Origin of the sequence: Aestuariibaculum sp. YM273 (assembly GCF_030908365.1) — a bacterium.
Lineage (GTDB): Bacteria > Bacteroidota > Bacteroidia > Flavobacteriales > Flavobacteriaceae > Aestuariibaculum > Aestuariibaculum marinum.
Genome location: NZ_CP133090.1, coordinates 2,782,213 through 2,807,701 on the forward strand (window position 1 = coordinate 2,782,213; position 25,489 = coordinate 2,807,701).

Sequence of the window (25,489 nt, forward strand, 5' to 3'; positions counted from 1 at the left end):
ATAATTGTCCTCAATTGTCAACTGTTTGGAACATTCAGTCAAAAAATAGTCGTTCTTTTCTTAGAAATTTGCTTTTATAACAATTACTAAGAAGTTATGGAGCGCAACAACTCATTTGTCAGTTTAAAACTGATACGTCTTACCGGTTTATTTTACGTGTTGGTAATTATTTGTGCGGGATTTAGTCAAGGTTATGTTCGAGGCACTTTAGTAGTGCCAGGAGACGCCATTGTAAACGCTGAAAACATTTTACAAAATAAAACGCTTTTTAGATTGGGGCTTACGACAGACCTTATTGCTTTTTTACTCGATGTTGTCATTTCGGTGCTATTATTTCAAATTTTTAAGCCTTTTCACAAAGGTCTCGCTCTAATAAGTTCCAGTTTTAGACTCATTGCACATCCTGCCATAGGTAGTATTAATCTTCTAAACCACTATATGGCAATGAAGGTGTTGGATTTTAATGTTTTGACGGGGTCTTTTAGCATTGGTCAACTTCAGGAAATGAGCGGTCTATTAATGGAAGCACATCACTATGGCTATCTGATTGCTGGGGGATTCTTTGGTATTCACTGTGTTTTACTTGGTGTACTTATCTATAAATCTAATGTATTTCCAAAATTCTTCGGAGGCTTGCTTTTGGGGTCCGGAATAGGGTACCTGATAGAAACGTTTGGAAACTTCAATTTTCCTGGGTATGAAACCTACACCGCTTTAATAGTTGGTTTTACTGCTGCCATAGGAGAAGTGGGAATTACGATTTATATGCTAACTAAAGGAGCCACAACATCATACAAACGTTTAAAAAAAATAACAGAATGAAAAAGAGGGTTTTAAAGATTTTGACATTCCTAATCATTTTAGGATTAGTTAAAGTAGAATTATATGGGCAGTTAGCCAATAAGATTGAAATGACAAATGATAATCAACTATTGGGTTTGGGCACACAACATATTATTAAGTCTGATATTTTGAATGAAGAGCGTCCAATTATCATTTCATTACCTGTTGGGTATGACAATTCAAAAGCAAATTATCCAGTAATATATGTATTGGATGGGCTACAAAATATTAAACACACTGTTGGAACAGTAGAACTTTTAACCGAATCAGGTTTAATACCTCCAATAATTGTAGTTGGTATAGAGAGTTTAGATAGAACTAGAGATTTAACTCCTTCCAAGGCAGGACAGAATATCCATGGAGGTGTTGGAAACACGGGTTTATCACAAAGTGGAGGTGCTCCTAAATTTCTTGAGTTTTTGAGCGAAGAATTGGTTCCATATGTGGACTCTAATTATAGGACACATCCTTATCGTATTCTGGAAGGGCATTCATTGGGAGGTTTGTTCAGTGTTTATGCACTTATGGAAAACAACGATCTTTTTGATGCGTTTATAGTTGAAGCACCTGCACTTTGGTGGAATGAGGAAGAAATGACGGAAAAAGCAAAAATCTTCTTTAAACCCGATTTGAGCCTAAACAAAACAGTCTATTTCGGAATTGGTGGTGGAGATGGTTGGGGAATGCGTCAGGAACTGATTAGATATATTAATGTTATAAAGCGAAACAATCCAAAAAACTTTAAATGGCTTCATGAAGAGGATGGAGATGAAGGTCACATGGCATCTAGATTATTATTAAACTACAATGGTTTAAGGTTTTTATTCTCAGATTTAGGAATAAACGAAGATTTGATTGGTAATTTTAGTGCTAAGGCTTTTCTAACAGCAGAAGAACAGTTAAAGGATAAATATGGTCCAATGGCACGGCGACCTGCTGAAGAGTATTTTAATCTTGTTTCAGTATTGGTTGACCAAGAAAATAATTTAGGTGCCATAACAGTACTCAAAAGTGCTTCAGAAGCATACCCTAGGTACATTGGGTTGTTAACGTATTTGGCAAAGTTATATGAAAGGACAGATCAAAAGAATGAAGCAATTGATACCTATCTACTTGGAGTTGAAGTTTCAAAAAGATATCAGCTTGGACAAGAAGATGATTTGCAAATAGAAATAGACAGATTGCATGAAATTCAAAACTAAACCCATTAATAATCAATAAAGAGATGAACATTATGAATAATTTAAAAATTACAAACCTTAATCTCACCTACAAGAATGGTTACAACGCTATTAATGGAATTTCTCTAAACATTAAAAATGGAATGTTTGGTTTATTGGGTCCAAATGGTGCTGGAAAATCATCATTAATGAAAACTATTGTTGGGTTACAGAAACCATCTTCTGGGACTATAGAATTTAATGATATAGATGTCGTTGAGCAAACTGATTATATTAAAAAGAATCTAGGGTTTTTACCACAAGATTTTGGGGTGTACCCAAAAGTAAATGCTTACGATTTATTAAATCATATAGCCATTTTAAAAGGTATTAATAACAAAGCTGAACGTCAAAAACAGATTCAATACTTGTTAGAAAAAGTAAATCTTTGGGATTTTAGAGATAAAGAGGTCCACACGTTTTCAGGTGGGATGAAACAGCGCTTTGGTGTTGCCCAAGCTTTACTTGGTGATCCAAAAATCATAATTGTAGACGAGCCGACAGCAGGACTGGATCCAGAAGAACGTAATCGGTTTAATACGCTTCTAAGTGATATTAGTAGTGAAGTTGTTGTGATTTTATCTACCCACTTAGTTGAGGACGTGAAAAACTTGTGTTCTGAAATGACTGTAATGGATAGGGGGCGAATTCTTAAAACGGGAAAGCCTAAAGAATTAATCAAAGAATTAGAAGGTAAAATCTGGTCAAAATTTATCGATAATGATGAGTTGGAAATTTACCAATCAAATCTCAATGTTATCAGTCAACAACTTATAGAGCGTCAACTTCAAATTACAGTATTTTCAACTACACAACCAGAAGGATTTTCATCAGTTGATCCAATACTAGAGCACGTTTACTTTAATGTGCTTTCTCAAAAAAGTTAATTATGAATGCTATACTTCAATTTCAATTAAAGCATAGCGGTAATCGTTATGTCTTAGGTTTAACAAGCGTTGTATTACTATTTATAGGATGGTTTTGTGGTTATAAATTTAACCTAACTGCGGGTGAAGGTATTTATCTTAATTCGCCATACACTATTGGTTTTATGATGGCTTTGTTGAGTCTATCCATGATATTTTTGGGAATTTTATTTGCCTTAGAGATTTTGTTTAAGGAATGGCATGCAAAATTTGATATACTATTATTTTCATATTCAATTTCTCTTAAAACCTACTTAATAGGGAAGTTTTCGGGATTTACTTTAAAAACTTTTTTAAGCTTTTTAATCTTAATTATTGGTTTTGTTATTGGTCAAAACTTACGAACAGGCAGCGAAATGCAGTTAGGGTTTAGTGTTTGGCGGTATCTCTATCCCTTTTTAATTTTCGGAGTTTTAAACTGCTTTTTTATCTGTAGCGTCTTGTTTATGATTGCCTACACAACTCGAAAAAAGTTATTGGTGGTTATTGCTGGTTTACTATTGTATGTGCTTTACATGGTGTTATTGGTGTTTTCTAATTCGCCATTTATGGCTGGAAGTATTCCGCAATCTATAGAAGCACAGCAACTATCATCATTATTAGACCCTTTTGGAACATCAGCCTATTTCTTTGAAGCTAGAGATTTAAGTGTTACTGAAAAAAATCAGTTCATCGTGCCATTAAATGGCTTTTTAACTATCAACCGTATTGTTTATATGGTATTGTCAATGTTGTTTTTGGCTATTTCTTATTGTTTTTATGGGGTCAATAAAGCTACAAGTAAAAAAGAATTGAAACCTAATCAACAGAAAATTAAAGCAGCAATAGTAGGATTAACAAAAGTAAAATCTCCTGTTCTTAATTTTGGTTTTAAGTCAGAGATAAATTCAATTATTTCCTTTGCAAAGGTTGATTTAATTTACCTGTTTAAAAGTGTAACGATAGTTGCCGTTTCCATACTGTTGGTATTCTTCGTTGGTATGGAAATGTATTCAGATATTGATAAAGGCATACGTTTGCCAAATTATTATGCCAGTTCAGGACTTTTGGCGACTGCTATTTCTCAAAGTTTCCATTTGTTAGGTGCATTCGTTTTAGTGTATTTTATTAATGACATGTATTGGCGAAGTAGTTCAGCAAATTTTTACTTAATTGAAGACAGTGCATTTTTTTCAAAAGCAAAACTGAAAGGCCACTTAATGTCATTGGCCGTATTGATAGTATTCTTAACAACGCTACTTATAGTACTAGCATTAGCATTTCAAATAGGTTATGGATATACCCGAATGGATTGGTTGGCTTATTTTGGAGTTATCATGTTCAATACAATTCCGCTTTTCCTTTTTGGTACATTGCTACTTCTCATCAATAGTATCATCAATAGCAAATATGTAGCCTTAGGCGTTTCAATCTTAGCAGTTGTAGTGTTTACAACACCATTAATAAAGATGTTGTTGCCTTATCCATTATTACACGTTTTTTCAGGATTTAAGGGTGTGTTTAGTGACCTAAATGGTTATGGTGCTTACCTATCAGCTTTTTCAAACCGATTGCTTTTTGGAATTTGTCTTTTAGGATTATTGTGGATTTTTAATTCGTATTTGAAATCAAACCAATGGACTAGAATCAAATCATTTATTGTCATTGTTTTCTTAGGACTGAGTGTTTTTACAGGTTTCAATTTTATGAAGGGTTATGCACCAAAAAACGAAGATGCTCAACTAATGGAAGCTGTTACTTATGAAAAGAATTACCGTCATTATCAAAATATAACTCAACCTACAATTACAGATGTAGACACAAAAATAGATTTGCATCCTTCTGAAAATGCTTATGAGATTCAAGGCAAGTATAGACTTCAAAATCTGTCACATGAGCCGATACATAAGATTCTATTAAATTTTCACGCTGATTTAAAATTAAAGAACGCAACACTTCAATTACAGAATGGAGAGATTTCAATCGATAAGCATGTGTCAGAAATCAAACTTAATAAACCTTTATTGACAAATAACACAGCGACTTTAGAATTTAATTTATCATATAAATGGTATGCTGTCAATGGACATCAATCGTTTAATGCTATCGTTAATGATGGTTCGTTTATGCGTATTAGTAATTATTATCCTTCATTGGGATATCAGCCAGATAAAGAGATAGAGGATGAGCAAAAACGAGAAGCCTACGAACTTGGTAATCCAACAACTTTAAAGAAACTTGAAGCACCAGAAGTTTTTAAAAATGACTTTATTAATTTAGATATGATAGTGTCCACAGAAAACAATCAGACGCCTATGGGAATTGGCAATGTAGTTAAAACTTGGACTGAAAACGATAGGGCATTTACACAATACAAAGCCGATAGTATTCCATTTCGATTTGCAGTAGCATCTGCTAAGTACCAAAAGCAATCTATAACGCATCGTAATATAGAGATTGAAGTCCTTTATCATGACAAGCATTTTGAGAATGTAGATAGATTACTAAACAATGTGGTTTTAAGTTTAGACTATTGTATCGATAATTTTAATGCTTATCCATTTGAAAAAATAAGCTTTGTTGAGGTGTCTTCTTTTACAAGCGGATTTGCAGCTACGGCATATCCAGCCACTATTTTTATGACCGAAAACATGATTTTCCATACTAATATAGATAGTGACCCAAACAAGGATGTTATAAACGAATTGGCAGGTCATGAATTAGCACATATTTGGTGGGGAAATAGTCAAATAAATCCAGATGAAAAAGAAGGAGCGTCCATGCTAACTGAAACCTTGGCCATGTATACAGAAATGATGATTTATAAAAAGATGTATGGGACTGAACGAATGAAGGAACGTGTCAGAATACATGAGCAGATTTATGATAGCGAAAAAGGACTTTACGGAGATCCGCCTTTATACAAAGTGCCTTATGGTGCTACACATATAGCTTACTCAAAAGGAGCCATGGCAATGGTAGAATTATCTGAATTAATAGGTGAAGATAAAGTAAATGAAGCGCTTAAGAATTTTTTAATGAATAACAAATATCCAAAAAAGCCAACGTCTTTAGACTTACTTGAAGAATTTTACAATGTCGCACCAAATGAAGGCGCTAAATCGGAAATCGAGAAGCTATTTAAGACAATATGATAAAAAATACTGGATAATTAAAAATGAAGAAATTAGTTGCTTTAGCGATAATTAGTTTTCTGTGGAATCAGAACATAATAGCCCAAAATATTGGTGATAATTCTCAAAATTTAATCGAGGTTGAATTAATAATACAAGCTGATAAGATTAAAATTGGAGGTACGCTTGCTTTGCCAGAAACCTTTAAAATGTCATCTTTAGTCATTATGAGTTCAGGTAGTGGTCCTCAAGATAGAGATGAAACTTTAGAAGGGTTTAAGATTTTTAAGGTTATTGCTGAACATTTGGCCTCTAAAGGTATTGCTTCATTTAGGTATGATGATAGAGGTGTAGGCGCAAGTACAGGTGACTTTGTTAATAGTACTTTAGATGATCATTCTAAAGACTTACAAGGCATTATGGATTATTTTAAGACCACAAAAGGACATTCTTTTAGTAGTTTTATTTTGTTTGGGCATAGCCAAGGAGGTATTCTAGCGGCTAAAGTTGCTGTAGCAAATGAGTCAGTTAAAAAAGTAGTTTTAATGGCTGTACCTTCAGTTCCTTTGATTGAAGTGGTAACCTATCAGGTTCGACAGGAATATAAAGGGTTGGAGATTCCTAAATCGTTGATTGAAGCCGATGTTTCGGCTCATAACAAATTGATGAGAGCAATTGAAGATGATAAGAAAATTGATGAAGCATATAACTTATTTAGAAAAACAACCGAATCTATTTTATATAAAATGAGTTTGGATTTAGAAGTGGATGCTCTACAAATAGAACAAAAAGCTACAGATAAAGCCAATGAATATAAAATTATTTATGGCTTACCTTCTTTAGCATCATTTCTTTATTATGATCCTTTCAAAGATTTGGAACAATTAAATGTTCCGGTTTTAAGTCTTTTTGGCGGATTAGATTTCCAAGTTCCTATTGACCAAAATAAGGATAGAATGGAAAATGCGCTTCTTAAATCGGGAACACAATATGAGTTAAAAACCTTTAACAATGCTAATCATTACTTTCAAGTGGCCGGAACAGGCAAACGCGAAGAATATGCAACTATTGAAAAGAGTTTTACTTCCAATTTTTTAAATCAAATTTCAGAATGGATTCTTCATTTTTGATAGTTTAGGATCTAATTTTTTTATTAAATTGCCTTAAAATTATTTTATTAACCCAGAGGTTAAATCTGCATACGGTTTTGCATACGATTTTATAAAAATATAGCTTGGGAACCCTAGTAAATGCGTTTTGAAAAATGCTTATGCTGAGTTCATAACCCGGAGGTCGCGGGATCGTGCCCCGCTCTCGCTACAAAGCAGAATGCTAGTAAAATCAACGGTTTGGTGTCACCAAACCGTTTTTTTTTATGTCTAATATTTCTGATATATTGCAAGGTGAATACGAAAGTGAATACGGAAACGAATACGATTTATCTGTGCAAAAACAATTTTCTAAGCCCAAAATCTACACAGCCAGTGGTAATTTAAAACAACGCTGGTACGTCTATTTTTCTTATCGGGATCCAAAGACGAATACCTTAAAACGCCAATCTCCAATCTATGCCAATGCTAACCGGTATAAAACCAAAGAAGAGCGTATGGCTATTTTGACTGTTTACAGTCAAATTCTATTTAAATTACTTAAACGAGGGTATAATCCCTATGCTGATAATATCGAACTTTTTAAAAAGAATACGGCAAAACAGAGTGCAGATAACACAACGGAAACTCCTGAAATTAAAATACCACCTAAAGTTGAGCTAAAGTCAGAACAACCAGAAGAAGTAGTTGACAAAGGAAAGCTTATTGAAGAGGCTTTTGATTTATATATGACTTTAAAAAAGCGTTCGCTTCGGGAAAACAGTTTGAGATCCTACAAAAGTCATATTAATGTTTTTAGTGAATGGTTAAAAAATAATCACCCAAAGATTAAATTCATACGAGAGATTGATAAAAAGTTAGTGATGGAGTTTTTAGACTATACATTAACAAAATCCTCAGCAAGAAACAGGAATAATTATAGAATTAGTTTGAGTAATTTATTTCAAACCTTAGAAGAAAACGAAATAGTCAATCAGAACTTTGTTAAGAATATCAAAGCGCTAAAAACGCAACCTAAACGCAATAAAACCTACAGTAAAGAACTTCAAGAAAACATTTTTAAGCATATGGAAGAGCAGGATCCAATGCTTTTGTTGTTTGTAAAGTTTGTGTCCTATGGCTTGTTAAGACCAATTGAGATTTGTCGTTTGAAGGTCGGTGATATAGATTTAAAGCAAAAAACAGTCACTTTTGAAGCCAAGAATAAAGCCTTAAAGACTAAAATTATTCCAGAGATCTTGTTTAAAGAATTACCGGATTTAAGTAAACTGAATAAAAAACATAGTTTGTTTACGCCTTATGGAATAGGGGGAGAGTGGCATATGAGTGATAATGGTAAACGCAACTATTTTTCAAAACGCTTTAAAAGGGTTGTCAAGGAAACCTTTAATCTGGATTCAGAGCATAGCATGTATAGTTTCAGACATACTTTTATAACGAAGTTATATAGAGCTTTGGTAAAAGAATCATCACCCAATGAAGCTAAAAGTAAATTGATGCAAATTACAGGTCACAATACCATGGATGCTTTAGAGAAATACTTAAGAGACATTGATGCTGAATTGCCAAAAGATTTTTCAGAATTACTAAAAAGTTAGCCCCTTATGAAATCATATGAAGATATACAATTAGAGCTTCTAAGTAATTTGTTTTGTGCTTCGGTGTATTACTTGCCTTTAGGCTTATTAGAGATGGCTGGCGAAACCACACCAGTGTTGTTAAATCATGCTAATAGGATGTTGCTTTTTGAGAAAAACGGACATAATTATTTAGTAGACCAACAACCGGTTAGTGTTCATGTATTCCCTAAATCATTCCTTTTAGATAATAACATATACACCCTCTTAGAACTGATAGATACTGAGCCTAAGTCAAAGGTTGAGTTTTTAATCGATCGCTATACAACCTATGTTCAAGGGTTTGTTCATATTTATAATTATTATGTAGAGTATGTAAAAATGGATATACCTGATGTGAGTAAGGATCAGTATAATGGATTTGTACAACAATTAAACATCACAAAGCAGCATTTAGAAGAGCTTAAAGAACGGTTTGATAAAAAAGCAAAAAATAAATCGGAAGTAAAACAGGTGTCTGTTTCAGAAAATAAAGCCCTGGAGGAAACACTGGAAGAAGTAAAACGGGTTTTAATTCCGAATGTTAGCGAGGCCTCTGAGAAATTAGAATTTAAGTTGAAAGAAACTAAGACGTCTAAAGCTCAGGATGCAAGAAAACAGCATATTGAAGAACTAAAAGAGCAGGCTAGAAGCGAAGCAGAATTTGTGCTTTTAACACAAGTGTTTAATGTACCCCTGGAGACCATTTAAAGTTAACCATGGAAGCAATATTTTAAATAACCACATTTTAAATAAATCTATAAAACGCCCAAACATCACATGGATAAAAAACATACAGAAAAAAACAGCGCCCCATCAGTAAACCTAAGATTACCTCAGGAATTAAAAGATACCATACAAACCGAAGCAGCTAAGAAAAATTTAACCGTTTCCAAATACTTAAGAGAATTGCTTGAAAATATTTATAGTGGTGATTACTGTAAAAAGGAAGTTGTTGGTGAAAAAGTAGAAACTTTTTTGTTTTCACAGGACTTTATGCAGTTGATTGTATGGATGTATACTAAGAAGGCTGATAAAAAGAAAACGGAATCTAATGAAGAGTTGAATAGATATATTTCGACATTAAAGAAGGTAGAAGGCCATATGCCAGACAATTTAGTTAGGGAGTTTGATAAAATATTGCAGGATATTATAAAAGTTAGAAATGATGAAAACAAATATTTGCCACCTTCTTACACTTTTATAGATGCATATTCTGAAAAGGAAAAATTTAATTTTAATCTTCTTCAGGAGTTTCTTTTAAATGACGATGCACTAAGTCGATATGTCTTTTTGAAATCATATAAACCTAAATTTTCCACCTTTAAATTGTAGAAATTTAGCTTATAAATATTTGTGATATTTTTTGTGATACATTTGTGATAAAAAATTATCACAAAATAAAATTGGGGGTGGTGTAGATGACAATTGTAGTCAAAAAACGCCATTTTTAATAGGTTTTTAGTGGTGTTAGGTAGTTGCACACATTATTGTGGTGTTTTGTGTTTTGTGATACAAATGGATATATTTTTGGAAATTTATGATTCCGTTTCGAAGAAATTTATAAAAATTTCGAAGTAGGAATCGGTGGATCCCTTATTAGACCAAAAATTCACTTAAACAACTTATTTTTTTATTAGGAAAATCCGAAGCAATAAAATTTATACAGTGTTGGCGTAAGTACTTTAATTTAAACTGTCCAATACAAAAATGTCTTTTTCAAAATACTTTTTATTTTCAAAGCGATTTATTTTAATTGAGTCAGAAGTAAGTGAGTCTTTATAAAAATACTCAACTAATATTCCTCTAAACTTCTTTTTTCCTGTAGAATTAAAATATCGGCCAAAGACTACACTTTTTCCAAAATCAGTTGTCAGTCCAAGAGTTTTTTTCATTTCTTTTTCCAAATTTAGATTAAAGGTTGTGTCTAAACTTACCTGATTAATATTGGAAAAATCTTCATTAAAATTAGCAGAATAATCCTTTGGTATAATTACTAAAATATTTGAGTTTTTGTTTCTAAAAAGAGGGGAAACCAAATCAATTTTCGCTTTGATTGGCTCATTTAATTTTATAGTATCCTTTTCATATACTATGTTAAAGTGACTGCCCTTATTTTCTAATGTATCACCATTTTGGTTAAAATACCAATCTTGGTTTATATATGCTTGGTTGTTTATTTTTATATATTCTGCCGTTCTTGTTAGAACTCCAGTAGAATCATAATATTTCCATGTTCCGATTGGCTGGTTATTGCTAAAGGTCATTCCTTCTGATTTTAAAAATCCATTCGGGAAATAGTACTTTTTTAAATGGTCGAAATTATTCGGTGATATTTTAGTTTCATTTTTGCAACAAAGAAAAAACAAAAAAAAGGGTAGGGCTAGAAATCTTATCATTTGGTTTTTCAGTATTTACGCCAACGTGTTTGTATAAGATTAGTTGCGTGTTTTAAGCAACTAATTTAGCAAATACAAACCGAATAGAAAATCCGCGAGGATTTTCGTAAGTAGGCTTGCACTAGCAATTAATTTTATACGGTGTTGGGTACAGTATTTATTTGCATTTTTTCACTTTAATGTCTCTTATCGAGTCAAATTTTCGTTCATATTTAAAATTAAATTTTTCGGTCAAATCAGTATATGTTGAGACATAAAATTCCGTAAATGAATATTGTTCATCTTCATTTGTCATAATTCCATTCTCGTCTCTTATAATTCCTGTGCTTCCTGTTCGTCCCCAATGAAAAACTCCGAGTTTGTCTCTTGGTGGCTCATTAGGATTTTTTTCGGTTGTCCATTCTTCATTAAAATCTCTGACATCCATTTTCGGCAATTTAGTTTTCTTTCCGTTATTGTCAATTAAGTAATATTTATGGTCGATAAAACCATATTTTTGGTCATTACTCAACAATAAAATTCCATCATTTGGGATTTCATAAATCAGTCCGTTTTCCGTTTTTTCGAGTAAGATTCCGCAATCTTTTTTGTAAATTATATTAACTCTCCCTCTGTAGTTGTCTGGTATTAAGAAAGTTTCTGGTCCAACAGTATTAATGTTTCTCCAAATTGGCCAAAATGCAACTATTCCGATTATGAAAAGTCCAATAGGTATTAATTTTTGTTTCCAATTTTTTTTAGAAACTAAAACCAATATAATTCCAACTATGAAAATTGGCAATCCGATTATTGCGAAGAATGCTGCGAAAGTCAGACCAAATGCTCCGATTGCGAGTAAAATCAGTCCACTGTAATATAGAATGTTACTTGTTTTATCGGTCATTTTCATATTGTGCCCAACGGTTTGTGTATAGTTTCGTTGCGTGAAAATCCGCAGGATTTTCAGGTTAAGAAACTAAGATAGTAAAGTTGCGAGGATTTTCCGTATGGAAAATCGGAAGCAATGAATTATACACGGTGTTGTGCACAGGTTTTTTTTTCATTCGGTTTCCTTTCTGAAATAGGTTTTATATTTTTTGTTAGTCCAAAATTGTTTTATTTTTTTCAAATCAAGATTCCCATTTTCTTTAATCCGATAAAGTTTATCTTTTTGCCAGAATAGTATTTTCGGTGGTTTTTCTCTGTTTTGTCCTCCGCTTGATATTTGTGAAATTATATGTTCATTTGATTCAATTCGTTTAGGTTTTAAGTCAGATGACAAAACCAATGAATCTTTAATTATTTTATTGGCCGAATTTCGAATCGACAAAGTGTCCATTATAAGATCAGTTGTCAGATAGATTGTGTCCTTTTCCACTTTCCACTTTCCAGTTGTCCAACTTGAGGAAAGGTCAAACTGCCATTTATGTATGAAAGTTGAGTCAGTTTTTAATTCAATACTTTCGGAAAAATGGCTTTTATAAATTCCGATATATTCTTTTTGTCCAAAACTCAAATGGGATATTAATAAAATGAGAATTAGTTCGGTCAGTTTCATTTTTTTGTCAAACTTGTGCACAACGGTTAGTATATGGCAAGTAGGGCATTAGAAAGCAATAAGCTTTCAAGTTTGCACTGAGCCAAAGCGTTGTATTTTGTTTTTAATTTATTCATTCTTAAAAGCCAAATCAACGATTTGGCGGTGTTTCAAATAACCACAGAGCTTTCGTAAACCACTGAACGCCCTATTTGCTATATACCGTGTTAGGTGCTTTTTAATTCTATATAATATTCGAACCAACTACCTCCGTGATGGTCTCGTGTTCTGATTCCTATTTTATGTTTTTCATTTTCCCAATGAATCCAAATACCCCACTTACCAATTTCATCACTATCAGGATTTCCAAGATTTTCTTTTAGTTGAGTTACTAAAGCTAATGCTTCATTTTCATCTTTGACACTTCCTTTGAGATAATCAAGGGTCTTGTTTTCAAATGGGGAGTAGGTTGCAGTAAGTTTTATTTTTAATCCTTTAGCAATTTCAACTACGCCAAAACTCATAGTTAGGTAATCCTCTGTTATATTATGAGATTCTGATTTTGGGATTAAATCGGTAAGCAGAGTGTTCCAATGGATTTTGGTTCCGTTTTGAAGCTCAATTCCTTCTTTAATGTAATTGAATATTTCCTCTCTCATTAATGAATATCAGGGTCTATTTTTTTTATTAAAAGCCACTATTGCATCATGTGCAATTTTTCCGATTTCGCCCGAGGTGTGGCGGTCTTTATATTTGGATTGAGAATAGTATTGAATATCACGAGCTAGCTCTTTTAAAAATTCATGTCCTGATATTCTATAACTCTCAGATTCTTCTTTATTCAACTTTATTAGCATTGAGAATCCGAATGCTGATACATTACAGTACACATCAATGTAAAAGTCTATTCCATCCTCAAGGAAAAACCAAAATCTATCTTCTTTATCAGTGACTTTCATTATTCGTAATTGCACCTAACGGTTTGTGTATAGTTTCGTTGCGTGAAAATCCGCAGGATTTTCGTGTTAAGAAACCAAGATAGCAAAATTGCGAGGATTTTCCGTGAGGAAAATCGGAAGCAATGAATTATACATGGTGTTGTAGTGCGTTTTTTAATTTATTATTATAGGAATCACAACATCGTCTTTGTTAAAAGTTTTAATTTGAATCGCTCCATTTTTTCCCTCTCGTTTTCCCCAAATCGCAATAGCTTGATTAATTCCTAAGTTATTTATTTCTTTTACTTTTTTTGAAATTAAACGTTGATAAACATATCTGTAATCGTGAGTTGGCATTCCGTCCACCAAATAAAAGATTTCTTTTTTTGGGTCAATATTTTTCACAAACTCATAATCAATTCCTAATTCAGGATTAAAGTCCGAAACATTATTAAGTCCGATTATTTTTTGGTAATTCGTTGCGTATTTGATTTCTGATAAAGGCTTTTCAACTACTTCTATTGATTTATTTTTTTTACGTTCAGAAATAAATTCAGTTGGATTAGTTAGAACCCATTCATTATTTACGACAATTAAGGTTTTGTCATTGGTTTTTATTTTCTCCATTTGAGTTTTACAACTTAAAAATAGAGTCGAAATTAGAAGTAAAATTAATGTCGTTTTTCTCATTTTTCAAATGCTCTACAACGGTTTGTGTATAGTTTCGTTGCGTGAAAATCCGCAGGATTTTCGGGTTAAGAAACTAAGATAGTAAAGTTGCGAGGATTTTCCGTGAGGAAAATCGGAAGCAATGAATTATACACTGTGTTAGCACCAGTGTTTTTTTCAATTTGGTATTTTTAATTTTCCAGTCGTTGGAAATTCTGTTGTTATTTTTTCCAGTTGTTTAATCAGTTCAGGAATTTGAGTTTGGTCAAATCCGATTTCGCATTTCAATTCGTTTCCATCTGGATAGAAATCCGTCAAGTAACATTTTGCATTTAAATGTCCAATTCCGTCTCCATAAATGTGTATTGACAAATCTGCCTCAATTCCCTCTAGAGTTGCTGTCGCTTTTAAATTATCATACAAATATTTAAGCTCTCGTTTAAAAACTTCAAAATCCGTCGTCATTATATCAGTTGATAAATTTGCAGAAAAAGCACCGACATTTAATTTAACGACTAAATTCAGCACATTTTTGTCCCAATCTAGTTCGGCAAATGGAAATTTCAGTCCGTTAACATCAATTCGGATAAAGTCATTTTCGTTTATTCCTTTAATCTCGAAATATGAATCTGCGTTTGTCATTTTACATTGGTGCTAACGGTTTGTATAAGAATAGTGCGGTTTTGTGTCCGAGGATTTTCCGTAGGAAAATCAGAGTGACCAAATACGTACTAATTTTTGATTTTGTACTAAACTACGCATTATTTTTATACGATGTTAGCTATAGCCTTTTTAATTTTTGAGGTCAATTCTTCTATTTCATTTTCATTATAGAAAAAATCAATATTATCATTTAATATCCTATCAAACAAAGGTTTAAATGCAAAATTATCTTTTAGCTTTTTATTGTTTTCAAATAAGTAATTGACAATTTTTTTAGCTTCATCTGTTTGATTTATTTTTTGTAATATTCTAACAATTGATAGCTCATGTTGCCCATCTAAAATATTTTCTTGGTTTAGAAAGTCAACTGACTTATTCATTATTTTTTCCAAGTTGATTTTATCGAAGGGTAATGGGAAATTTGTAAAATTATTTAGAAAAGTTAAACCATGATTGTTAAAAGCTTGTAAGATATATTCAGTTGTTTCTATTGCTTCATTTTCAGTATTGCCATAATAAAAAATAGGGTTGTCATTCGGAAGTGTTATTCTTTTTACAAGAAAACAATCATGTATATTCATTTTGTTAATATTCTTTTTTAACCAGTATGATGCAGGTAAAAAATCAAGATGAACACCTACAAATATTTCACATCCACCGCCATATTTTGTAGCAGTTAGTTCAAAAATATGGACATATCCATTGTCAATTTTTTTGATAAATTTAAATCCTGAACCACTAAAGCCCAATTTTCTAATTTTAGGAGAAAGATTTTTGGTTATTATCTTCTTAAATTCACTAGTTTTTAAATGAAATGGTCGGATGAAATTAAAATAATTCATGTATTCTTCATGACTATTCCATTCCTCCATTTTTAGGAATCTTTTTGGTAGATTTTTGGAATTCATTTGGTTATAGCTAACGGTCTCGTATAACCGTCAGTTACGGGTTTAAAGTTACTAACTTTCGGTTAAGGACTGACGTTAGCAATTCCGAGTGGATTCGGACGTAGTCGAATCCGCCGTAATTGCGGTTATACATTGTTGTACTGCGTTTTTAGTCCGCTTTTCTTGGATATAAATATTCTGTTTCTCCATTTTTAATTCTTTTTATGTCAGTCAAACTTAATTGAAACCAATATTCTTGATTATTATCATAAAAACTAAAACAAAATTCCATCTCTGTCGCATCAAACCCTCCGGAATAACTTTCTGTCTGGAATTCGTCTGAGCTTTCAATTTCAGCCCATTCATTTTCAGTTAGATTTTTTGAGATTATTTTTTTACAGATTTCTATAAATTCTTGGTCAATTTTTATTTTAATTAAGTCGCACTCATCTTTAAAATATTCGTAATAATGATGAGCAAATTCTGTTTGCATTAATCTGTAATCAACACCACCGAACTGAATTTCATATTCCTCATTATCCATTCCTGTAATTGCTCCGCCCCAACCAATTAGTTCAATTCCGTTTTCGAGATAGACTTTCAGTTCAGGAATTACAACTGTATCTATAATCTTATGTTTCGGTTCATCCTGGTTTATTTGAACTTTAAATTTTTTACAATGATTTCTAATTAGTTCATAAGGCGATTCTACATTTTCGAAATCGATTTTTCCGTGAACAACTCCCATTGGCGTGTCCGCATATTCAAAATCAGTTGTCCCAATTTTTACTCCGTTTAATTCTATTTCGTATTTTTTTCTCAAATGCAGTACAACGTTTAGTATATGGCAAGTAGGGCAGTAGAAAGCGATAAACTTTCGGGTTTGCACTGAGCCAAATCGTTGTATTTTGTTTTTAATTTATTCATTCTTAAAAGCCAAATCAACGATTTGGCGGTGTTTCAAATAACCACAGGATTTTCTTAAACCACCGAACGCCCTATTGGCTATATACCGTGTTGTGGTGTCGTTTTTATGGAAATTTCAGCCTAAGTTCATTTATCTCTTTATCAACTTTTATCCATTCAACTCTTTCCTTTATATCCTTTTCTATAGGCCTCACAATCATAAACAAGCTCGTAAGGTAAATCACTTCAACTGTCCGTTTATTATAACCTAATGCTCCAACATCTTGCATTTGAAATTCTATTTTTTTTAAAAGTCAAATGTCCGTTTTGATATAATACAGTTTGAGTTTTCCAACTACCTGAGGAAAACATGATTTTCATAGGTCCAATTAACATGATTCCACTTAATGTTATAATTGAAAGAATCGAACCTATTATTTTCCTTTTTCTCGTTTTTAAAGTCCATAGATTCCACACTAAAATTATAGGTGTTAAAACCATCAACCCGAAATAAGTGAATGACTTTATCGCTTGACTTTTAATTTCAAATGAAGTTAGTCCGTCAAGGATGAAAAGTAGAATTGTTAGAATGAAAATTCCATTCAAAATTCTTGATATCAACTTCTTAACTGTCATTTTTTTCTAAACCATTTCAAGTAAACAGCGAAGGGAATTGTTACAACTGTAGAGAGAACTGTTAAATACTTTGAATATGGGTAATGGTTAGTGGAGAATATTACTGATGTAATCATTAGTAGTAGGCATATTAATCCAATTAAAAATTCGAATCTGCCAGGTCGTAATTTCACCCAAAAAAGACCAGTTAAACTTAACCAGATAAATAGCATTGAAACCAAATTTATTATTAGCCCAAGAGGGGAGTTATTAATTTTAAAAAATGTTCCACCCCATGATATGGCTGTAAAAACAATTAGGATTATTAAACTTATTAATTCTATATGCTCCTTTTTTTCTTTCATTTTATATGCACCACAACGGTCTTGTATAACAATCAGTTGCGGATTGTTTAGAAACTAAGATAGCTAAAATTCCCGACTTTTATGCTTGCGCGGTTGTGTCCGCAGGACACAAAGCCGCGATTGTTGTTATACATTGTTGTAGGTAGTTTTTTATTCATTCATATTTTATTAATCAACCACACAATTCCAATTCCAGAAAATAAAAATCCACTGACTATAAAAATCATTGGAAAATATGTTTTCCAGAACTCACTGTTTATTATTATCTCGTACTCATTATCCTTTTTCAAGTAAATTATATCAATCGGTTGATTTATCCGTTTTGGATTTGCGCTTGAGTCCAACTTTTGGGTTGTTTCAATTCCGTTTTTGTCCGTAAATCGAACAACAGGAAAGTGATAGATTTGTGAATCTCCGTCAGCGTCTTTGCTACGTTCCTCTATAAAGTCAATTATTTTAGCTCTTGTTTTAATTCCGCTTGTTTGTATTCTACGATTTGAATTCCGAACGTAAAATCCAGCGTATAAAAATCCACCTCCAACTATTAAAAAGACAATTGCTCCAATTAAGTTTTCCATTCAGTTTCTTGGGTTGTCAAAATTACCTACAACATGTGTATAAACACACTGGTGTGTTTATTTTTATTATATATACACCCAAATATACATAAATACTTACAAGTCTAACGGATTTTTTATAGAACTAAAACTGTTTTTTGCAACATGAGTATATATTTCAGTGGTTTTCGTAGAGTTATGTCCTAGTAAAAGTTGAATATATCTAATATCTGTTCCGGCTTCTAATAGATGTGTAGCAAAACTATGGCGTAGGGTGTGAGCTGTTACAGGTATTTTAACACCAGCTTGTTTAGCCGTGTTAGATACCACTTTACCTACACTGTTAGCACTGTACTGGTCTTTGTTTTGTCCTTCGAACAAATAATTTGTTGGTCTATATTGTTTGTAATATTCCCTTAAATCTTTTAGTACTTTTTCAGATAATATAGTGTATCTGTCTTTATTTCCTTTCGCATCTCTCACCTTGATAAGCATTCGTTTACTTTCTATGTCGGTTAGCTTTAAATTTAAGAGTTCAGATCGTCTAAGTCCAGCAGAATAGAGTAGGGATATAATGCATTTGTGTTTTAAGTTATTGGCATTAGATATAATAGATAAAACTTCAGGTTTTGAAAGTACAACGGGTAGTTTCTTTGATTTTCTAGGACGCTCAATACTATAAAACCTGTTTGGTAATCCTAATACAGTTTCATAGTAGAATTTAATACTGTTAACAGCTTGGTTTATGTAGCTATCAGACCGTTCTGTTTTTATTAAATATTCTAAATAATTTCTAATATCATTTTCATCTAGTGTGTTAATGTCTTGATCGTTATAGTAATTTATAAAGCTTTCAAAGCAGGATACATAGGTTTTTACGGTATTATTCGCATATTTTTTGAGTTCTAATTTTTGCAGATAGCTATCTGGACAAAATTTATAATTTTCATGTCTATTTCTCTTGTAAACCCAACTGGCATCAAAGGTTTCATCAAGGTTTTTAGCTCTTGTTTTTTCAAAAAAATACTTGGTGTCAATCCATGCAACACCTTTAAATAATTTAAAAATAGCGTCAAGGTTAGCTTTTGTGTTTCGAACATAGAACATAGTAAACTCTTTACTCCATTTCACATCTTCTAATTCTTTAATTAGAATTTCTATGGTTGAGTTGGCATAAAATTTAAGACCAATTTGCGGTACATCATCTATTAAAAGGTGTTTTAAGGTGATATGAAGGTTTAAAGCCATGACATTTTTTGTTGAATTTACTTATAATCTTTTAAAAAAGAGTATCTTATACGAATAGTATTCGTGTAACATTCGATTAAATAATAAAAATGAAAAGAAATGGGTGTAAATCTTGCGGAAAGGAATTAACAGGAAGATCGGATAAAGTGTTTTGTGATTTACACTGTAAGAGCTCGTATCACTATCGCCGATCTTTAGAAGAGGCCCCAAGATTTTATAATCAGGTGGATAATCAATTAAAACTCAACCGTAAAATTTTGAAGAGTTTTAATAAGGCAGGAAAAGCCACTGTAAGAGCTAATGTTTTAAAAGAACAAGGGTTCAATTCTAAATTTTTCACTCACTATTGGAAGAACCAAAAAGGAGATGTTTATTTATTTGTTTATGAATATGGTTTTTTGAAGAAGAAAGAGCAAAACCTTGAAAAATATATTCTAATCCAGTGGCAAGATTATATGAATTAATTGTATTATTTTTATTAAAAATTAAATGTCTAATCAAGACATCAAACTGAATACGATTTGAATACGGAAACGAATACGTTTTTGTAAAACATACTGCTGAAAGCCCCAGTAAAATGGTTTTTGAAAGGTTATGGCTTCAAGTTCATAACCCGGAGGTCGCGGGATCGTGGCCCGCTCTTGCTACAAAACGTAAAGTTTTGAAATGAAACGGATTAGTTCGCTTTAAACCGTTTTTTATGTTCTATCTAAATGAATTTCTTACATTTGATTTCAAAAGTGAACACACCTTTTGAGACTGATCCATTTTTACGATATACTTACGTTCTAAATCTTTTACTTTTTTGAGTTGAGTCGTATAGGAAATAGATTAGGGAATATTTAATTTTCATGAAATTATAAAAAATATGTTATGCTAATCTGGTATGTATAAATCTAATTCTAAAAAATGTCTCTTTTTTTTTATAACACTAGCCATTTAAAGCTACACCTTAAGGATTAATAAATTGATTTACTACATCTAATTCTATCATTGGATTTGCACCTTCTCTTTGTGCAACTAAAGCCCCAACTGCACAGGCAAAATCGATTGCTTGCTGTGGATTTACATTTTTTAGTAATTGGCTAATTAGTGAGCCTAAAAACGAATCGCCGGCACCAACAGTATCGACCAACTTTATAAGGTAGCCACTATTATAATATAGTTTTTCGTTGTATAACAATACAGCCCCATGTTCTCCCTTCGTAACACAAATATGTCTGGTATTTGTGTTTTCAGCTATAAACATTAAGTTTTGTTCTAATGAATTGTATTTAGAGCCTAAAAACCCTGCTACTTCGTATAGTTCTTCATCATTAAACTTTATAAAATCAGCCTTATTTAACAAATGAAGCAAAACATTTTCAGTATAGTAAGGCGGTCTAAGATTCAAATCGAAAACTTTATATTTAGCAAGATCTAATAACTGATATAATGTGTTTCTAGACCTTTCATCTCTGGCCACAAGACTTCCAAAGACAAAAACATCGGCATCAGAGACAGCCTTTTTGTTACTTTCGGTGAGTTTAATTTCATCCCATGCTCTTGGATATGCTATGTCGTAAGATGCGATACCTTTTTCATTAAGCATTACATTAACTTCTCCGGTTTTATATTCGGTGTTTTGTTGGATATGTTTAGTATCTACACTTTGTTCTTGCAGGTGTTCAATAAGCTCATAACGATTTTCATCTTCTCCTACAGCACTCATCATAACAACATCATGATTAAACGATTTTAATCTACAAGCTACGTTTAGAGGTGCTCCACCTATTTTTTTATGTGTTGGAAAAATATCCCAAAGTACTTCTCCGAAACATACAATTTTTGACATATATTCTTTAATTTACTTCTTCAAATTTTAGAATCACGCTCGTTCGGTTCCCTGTTATATTTGGGTTTATACCAACCGTCATTAAAAAATCACCGGAATAAACAGCTGACTCATTTATAGTAGTTTTTGTATTGTTGTATAAGTTGATTTCTTTTACTTTATAATGCTTATCGGGATTTAAGCCTTTTAATTTAATTGGCCTTTTAGTCATAATTTCCATGAATCTATTAGAGCTTAAAAAATTGAACATAATAGCCTGAGATTTATCATTATTGACGTACATGAGTGAAGCGAATGGATTTTTATAAGGACTGGCTAAGCGATATTGCTCGCCATGTAAGACTACATTTTTAAACCCGTTATAATTTTGAATAGATTGTTTTGCGAATTGAATGTCTTCTTGACTCATGTGGCTTAAATCGATATCGAAACCTAATTTACCCATGCTAGCCACATCTACTTTGAATTTTAAAGGTTGTTTTCCCCAATGGGTTACATGGCAATCCATAGTTACAGCAGGAAAAAAAAAGGAATAGTTCCACTGAAGAAAAATACGCTCAATAGGTTCGGTGTTATCACTTGGCCAGAATTCGGTAAAATATTTTAGAAATCCGTAATCGGCTCTACCGCCACCGCCAGAACAAAGCATCATTGGTACTTTTGGGTATTTCTCACGAATGCGTTTTAAAACATCGTATAAACCATGAACATAATCTATATAAAGGTGATTTTGCGAAACTTTGTTTTCGTTTAAATAGTTTGAATACGCGTTATAAATAACAGCATTACAATCCCATTTTATAAAAGCTATTTCAGGATTTTCGGTAAATAGGTGGTCAACTATACCATAAACAAAATCTTGTACTTCTGGATTTGTTAAATCTAAAACCATTTGATTCCGGTACAGTTTGGCAGGACGCTCGGGTTGTTTAATAACCCATTCCGGATGCGTTTTGAATAAATCACTTTCGGGATTAACCATTTCCGGTTCAATCCAGATCCCGAATTTTATATCATTTTTTTTAGCTTGTTTTACGAGATATCTCAGGCCGTTTGGTAATTTTTTTTTGTTTTCTTTCCAGTCACCCAAACCGGCATCATCATTATTTCTCGGATGGTTATTTCCAAACCAACCGTCATCCAATAAAAATAAATCTAAACCTAAATGACTTGTGTTTTCTATGAGTTTTGATAATTTGCTTTCATTGAAATCAAAATACGTAGCTTCCCAATTATTTAAAAGAGTTAAACGGTCGCCGTTGCCATCAAGAACTCTATAGTTTTTAGCCCATGAATGTATTTGTCTTGAGGCATTTCCAGCTCCTTTGTCTGAAACGGTGTAAATAAGTGAGGGGGTTTTAAAGCTTTCGCCTTTGTTTAACGTATAGGTGGATTCGTAAGGATTTATTCCTGCAAGTAGCCTTAAGTTTTGATGAGAATCAATATCAAATTCCAGCTTATAATTACCACTCCATGCTAATTGCCCCAGAACGACTAAACCGCTGTCTTCTTGTGAAGGTGTTTCAAAAGAAAGCATAAAATTAGGGCTTCCAAGTAACATAGCCCGGGTTCCTAATTTAGACTCGATAACCTTAGTACCTTGCGAAAGTTTTTCTTCTACAGGTTGTAATTCTCGAAGATATTCACCTTGATAATGCGTGAGAAAAAAATCTTTATTGGTAAAATATAAATTTGCTGATGCATATTTTTTTAGATCTATAGAACCGTCTTCGTTATTATTAATTTGGGTCCATTGTTCGATTACATTTAGATCTTTCCAAACTTTAAAGTTTAAAATTATGTTTAAATTATAAATCGGGTCAACTAATTTTATTTTAGTAAGAGAAGCTTCATCGACTTCTGTAGTGATAACTTCTTCAAATATTAAATCTGTAGCTTGATTGCCATCGGCGTGAGTTACCTGTATTGCAGGTTCTGACAAGCTCCAAGTTCCCGAAGGTGTGTAAGCGGCATTGTAAATTCCAGCGTTGGAATTTGGGAACTCATATTGATCAGCTATTTGATTATAATCAGACAGGTTTGAAAGTTTTTTTCCGAAGTAAACATTCCATAATCTTTTGTTTTGGTCTGTTTTAAATACCATAGAAAAATCTTTAGTTTCAATTGGGATTACTTGTTGGGATCTTCCATTAAAGAAGGCTACCAACGTTAGTAATAGGATGGCATATTTTAATTTCATAATTTAAAATTTAAAAGCATTCGTTTTTACTTAAAAATTCAAGTGGACACATTAGATGATGCCCACTCGAATTAAAAACTACTAAATCAAACCAAATTCTTAATCTGTTTAATACCCTGGATTTTGTTTGTACAAATCACCTCCAGTAAAGTCAATTTCTCTTTGAGGAATTGGGTAGTATTCGTCGCGTCCGGCTGTAAATTTTGCGCTGGATAAGAAATCTTTTCTAGTTTTTTCAACATTTAAATAGGCATTTAAAACAGGTTCTGCAATTCCCCATCTTACCAGGTCGAAAAATCTTGGGCCTTCCATTCCAAATTCTAAACGTCTTTCAAACATTAAGGCTTTAAAGGCATCTTCTTTAGACATACCCATAGGATACATTCCAATATTATAAACATCGCTTGCTCCGGCATCAATAGGACGTTGCGTACTATTGGCTGCGCGCGTTCTTATTTCATTAATTAGAGTAACACCTTGATCAACTTGTCCTAATTGAATTAAAGCTTCGGCCTTGAATAAAAGTACATCGGCATATCTTATAAAGTCAATGTTTTTAGAGGTTCCAACAAAAGGGCCTTCTTTTACATAGCATGAGCAATCAGGAGCTTGTTGTTCTTTCATATTACCAAAATACCCATACACTCCAGGATCTCTAGCCCAACTAAAATTGTAAATCATATCTCCCGATTGGTTCACTGTATTTCTGTATTTAAACGGACGTCCAGGTATACCTACGGTGTGATCTATTCTAGGGTCTAAAGTAATGCCTGCTGCCAAAGGCGTTTTTCCATTAGCATCGACAACATTAAAAATATTACTATCGTTAAAGGTGTCTATTAGAGGTAATCCATCGGCATTGGTTTTAAATGCATTTACCATATTATGACTGGCCAAATGGAAACCACAACATCCATATAATCCTGTGCCATGTGGCGAGTTTAAACCTGTTACAAAGCTTACTCTGCTTACCGTTGTTCCGTCGTTTATAGAAAACTGTACTGCCCAAATAGACTCAGGGCCGTTATCAAAACCATTTAAAAAGTTGTTACCGTAATCAGGTTCTAAAGCTCCGGTTACATCGTTAGCATAATCGATAACTTCCTGTAAACGCGCCGTGTTAATGTTGGTTACCTGATGATTATCGTTTTGTTCGTAAGCCTGATATAATCTTAATTTAGCTAAATAGGCTGCGGCCGCATTTTTATCGGCTCTACCTACTTGATCCTGTGCTTGCGGCAAATTGTTGTAAGCGAACAAGAAATCATCTGCAATAGTATTCCAAAGGGCGTCGTTATCTACATCGTTAGATACCTGAAGAATCTCCTCCTGTGATAGACCTTCTGTGATATAAGGTATTTTTTTGAATAGTAACTTTAAGATAAAATGCGAGTGTGCTCTTAAAAAACGAAGCTCTGCTTGTCTTAAAGTCTTGTTCGCATAATCGACATCAGGAATATCATTAATAACTTCTAATGCAAAATTTGCTCGCGAAATGGCTTTGTAATAGTTAGTCCAGGTTCTTGGTCCCATCCAATCTAGGGGGTCGTCTGCAATGGTCAAGTTATATTGTTCGTAACGGTCTATAATATCAACATCGCTACGACCGCCACCGCCTTTGTAAGCATCATCAGAGCGTACACTACCATATACCCACATGTGGGTTAAAGGGCCAATCATTTCATCATTTCCTATCCCAGCGTAAGCCGCAACCACTAAGGCTTCAGCATTTTCTGCTGTTGCTACATTTTCATTAGACAATACACCTTCAGGTTCGTATTCAAGGAAATCATTGGAACATGCAACCAGTAAAAATGCCGCTAATATTCCTAACCATATTGTTTTTATATTTTTCATTGTTGTCA

23 protein-coding genes are annotated in these 25,489 nt (G+C 32.8%); 9 read left to right on the forward strand and 14 right to left on the reverse strand.

Annotated features, from left to right (window positions below; genetic code table 11):
• Window positions 1–96 precede the first annotated feature (96 nt).
• The 8 genes from RBH94_RS11990 (at window position 97) to RBH94_RS12025 (ending at window position 10,162) form a co-directional block, all read left to right on the forward strand.
• Window positions 97–822, forward strand: a complete 726-nt coding sequence (locus RBH94_RS11990) for a DUF4386 domain-containing protein (RefSeq protein ID WP_307881110.1) — start codon at window positions 97–99, stop codon at window positions 820–822.
• A complete protein-coding gene (locus RBH94_RS11995) occupies window positions 819–2,045 on the forward strand; it encodes an alpha/beta hydrolase-fold protein (RefSeq protein ID WP_307881111.1) in 1,227 nt (408 codons plus the stop codon). Before RBH94_RS11990 ends, RBH94_RS11995 begins: the two co-directional genes overlap by 4 nt.
• A 32-nt stretch (window positions 2,046–2,077) precedes the next feature.
• The gene (locus RBH94_RS12000) at window positions 2,078–2,950 is read left to right on the forward strand and encodes an ABC transporter ATP-binding protein (protein WP_307881112.1); all 873 of its coding nucleotides are present in this window, start codon (window positions 2,078–2,080) and stop codon (window positions 2,948–2,950) included.
• Window positions 2,951–2,952: 2 nt separating this feature from the next.
• Window positions 2,953–6,123: a M1 family aminopeptidase gene (locus RBH94_RS12005; protein ID WP_307881113.1), complete on the forward strand. Its 3,171-nt coding sequence runs from the start codon at window positions 2,953–2,955 to the stop codon at window positions 6,121–6,123.
• 23 nt (window positions 6,124–6,146) lie between these two features.
• Window positions 6,147–7,232, forward strand: a complete 1,086-nt coding sequence (locus RBH94_RS12010; RefSeq protein WP_307881114.1) for a S9 family peptidase — start codon at window positions 6,147–6,149, stop codon at window positions 7,230–7,232.
• A gap of 245 nt (window positions 7,233–7,477) precedes the next feature.
• Window positions 7,478–8,809, forward strand: coding sequence for a tyrosine-type recombinase/integrase (locus RBH94_RS12015; protein WP_307881115.1), 1,332 nt, complete (start codon window positions 7,478–7,480; stop codon window positions 8,807–8,809).
• A 6-nt stretch (window positions 8,810–8,815) separates the two neighbouring features.
• Complete coding sequence (locus RBH94_RS12020; protein ID WP_307881116.1) at window positions 8,816–9,538, forward strand: hypothetical protein; 723 nt, start codon at window positions 8,816–8,818, stop codon at window positions 9,536–9,538.
• A 69-nt stretch (window positions 9,539–9,607) separates the two neighbouring features.
• Window positions 9,608–10,162, forward strand: a complete 555-nt coding sequence (locus RBH94_RS12025; protein ID WP_307881117.1) for a hypothetical protein — start codon at window positions 9,608–9,610, stop codon at window positions 10,160–10,162.
• Window positions 10,163–10,512: 350 nt separating this feature from the next.
• Here the strand turns inward: RBH94_RS12025 and RBH94_RS12030 are convergent, their stop codons facing one another.
• From RBH94_RS12030 to xerA, 11 genes are all read right to left on the reverse strand, one after another.
• Window positions 10,513–11,226, reverse strand: a complete 714-nt coding sequence (locus RBH94_RS12030; protein WP_307881118.1) for a hypothetical protein — start codon at window positions 11,224–11,226, stop codon at window positions 10,513–10,515.
• A gap of 157 nt (window positions 11,227–11,383) precedes the next feature.
• Entirely contained in the window at window positions 11,384–12,115 is a 732-nt protein-coding gene (locus tag RBH94_RS12035) for a hypothetical protein (RefSeq protein ID WP_307881119.1), read from the reverse strand.
• A 150-nt stretch (window positions 12,116–12,265) separates the two neighbouring features.
• Window positions 12,266–12,763: a hypothetical protein gene (locus RBH94_RS12040; protein WP_307881120.1), complete on the reverse strand. Its 498-nt coding sequence runs from the start codon at window positions 12,761–12,763 to the stop codon at window positions 12,266–12,268.
• 206 nt (window positions 12,764–12,969) lie between these two features.
• Complete coding sequence (locus RBH94_RS12045) at window positions 12,970–13,401, reverse strand: hypothetical protein (RefSeq protein WP_307881121.1); 432 nt, start codon at window positions 13,399–13,401, stop codon at window positions 12,970–12,972.
• 9 nt (window positions 13,402–13,410) lie between these two features.
• Window positions 13,411–13,701, reverse strand: a complete 291-nt coding sequence (locus RBH94_RS12050; protein WP_307881122.1) for a hypothetical protein — start codon at window positions 13,699–13,701, stop codon at window positions 13,411–13,413.
• 153 nt (window positions 13,702–13,854) lie between these two features.
• Window positions 13,855–14,307, reverse strand: a complete 453-nt coding sequence (locus RBH94_RS12055; RefSeq protein ID WP_307881123.1) for a hypothetical protein — start codon at window positions 14,305–14,307, stop codon at window positions 13,855–13,857.
• Window positions 14,308–14,526: 219 nt separating this feature from the next.
• On the reverse strand, window positions 14,527–14,991 hold the full coding sequence (locus RBH94_RS12060; protein ID WP_307881124.1) for a hypothetical protein: 465 nt from the start codon (window positions 14,989–14,991) through the stop codon (window positions 14,527–14,529).
• 125 nt (window positions 14,992–15,116) lie between these two features.
• A complete protein-coding gene (locus RBH94_RS12065) occupies window positions 15,117–15,884 on the reverse strand; it encodes a DUF4304 domain-containing protein (RefSeq protein WP_307881125.1) in 768 nt (255 codons plus the stop codon).
• Window positions 15,885–16,068: 184 nt separating this feature from the next.
• Window positions 16,069–16,722, reverse strand: a complete 654-nt coding sequence (locus RBH94_RS12070) for a hypothetical protein (RefSeq protein ID WP_307881126.1) — start codon at window positions 16,720–16,722, stop codon at window positions 16,069–16,071.
• Window positions 16,723–17,943: 1,221 nt separating this feature from the next.
• Window positions 17,944–18,363 (reverse strand): DUF3592 domain-containing protein, encoded by a 420-nt coding sequence (locus RBH94_RS12075; protein WP_307881127.1) that lies wholly within the window; start codon window positions 18,361–18,363, stop codon window positions 17,944–17,946.
• A gap of 96 nt (window positions 18,364–18,459) precedes the next feature.
• Window positions 18,460–19,590, reverse strand: coding sequence for a site-specific tyrosine recombinase/integron integrase (xerA, locus tag RBH94_RS12080; RefSeq protein WP_307881128.1), 1,131 nt, complete (start codon window positions 19,588–19,590; stop codon window positions 18,460–18,462).
• Window positions 19,591–19,679: 89 nt separating this feature from the next.
• Here xerA and RBH94_RS12085 point away from each other — a divergent pair, with 89 nt between their 5' ends.
• Entirely contained in the window at window positions 19,680–20,054 is a 375-nt protein-coding gene (locus RBH94_RS12085) for a hypothetical protein (protein WP_188231537.1), read from the forward strand.
• Window positions 20,055–20,542: 488 nt separating this feature from the next.
• On the opposite strand, the gene RBH94_RS12090 is transcribed toward RBH94_RS12085, so the two are convergent.
• From RBH94_RS12090 to RBH94_RS12100, 3 genes are all read right to left on the reverse strand, one after another.
• Window positions 20,543–21,424, reverse strand: coding sequence for a carbohydrate kinase (locus RBH94_RS12090; protein WP_307881129.1), 882 nt, complete (start codon window positions 21,422–21,424; stop codon window positions 20,543–20,545).
• A 7-nt stretch (window positions 21,425–21,431) separates the two neighbouring features.
• Entirely contained in the window at window positions 21,432–23,624 is a 2,193-nt protein-coding gene (locus RBH94_RS12095; protein ID WP_307881130.1) for an alpha-galactosidase, read from the reverse strand.
• Window positions 23,625–23,732: 108 nt separating this feature from the next.
• The gene (locus RBH94_RS12100; RefSeq protein WP_307881131.1) at window positions 23,733–25,481 is read right to left on the reverse strand and encodes a RagB/SusD family nutrient uptake outer membrane protein; all 1,749 of its coding nucleotides are present in this window, start codon (window positions 25,479–25,481) and stop codon (window positions 23,733–23,735) included.
• Window positions 25,482–25,489: the final 8 nt, after the last annotated feature.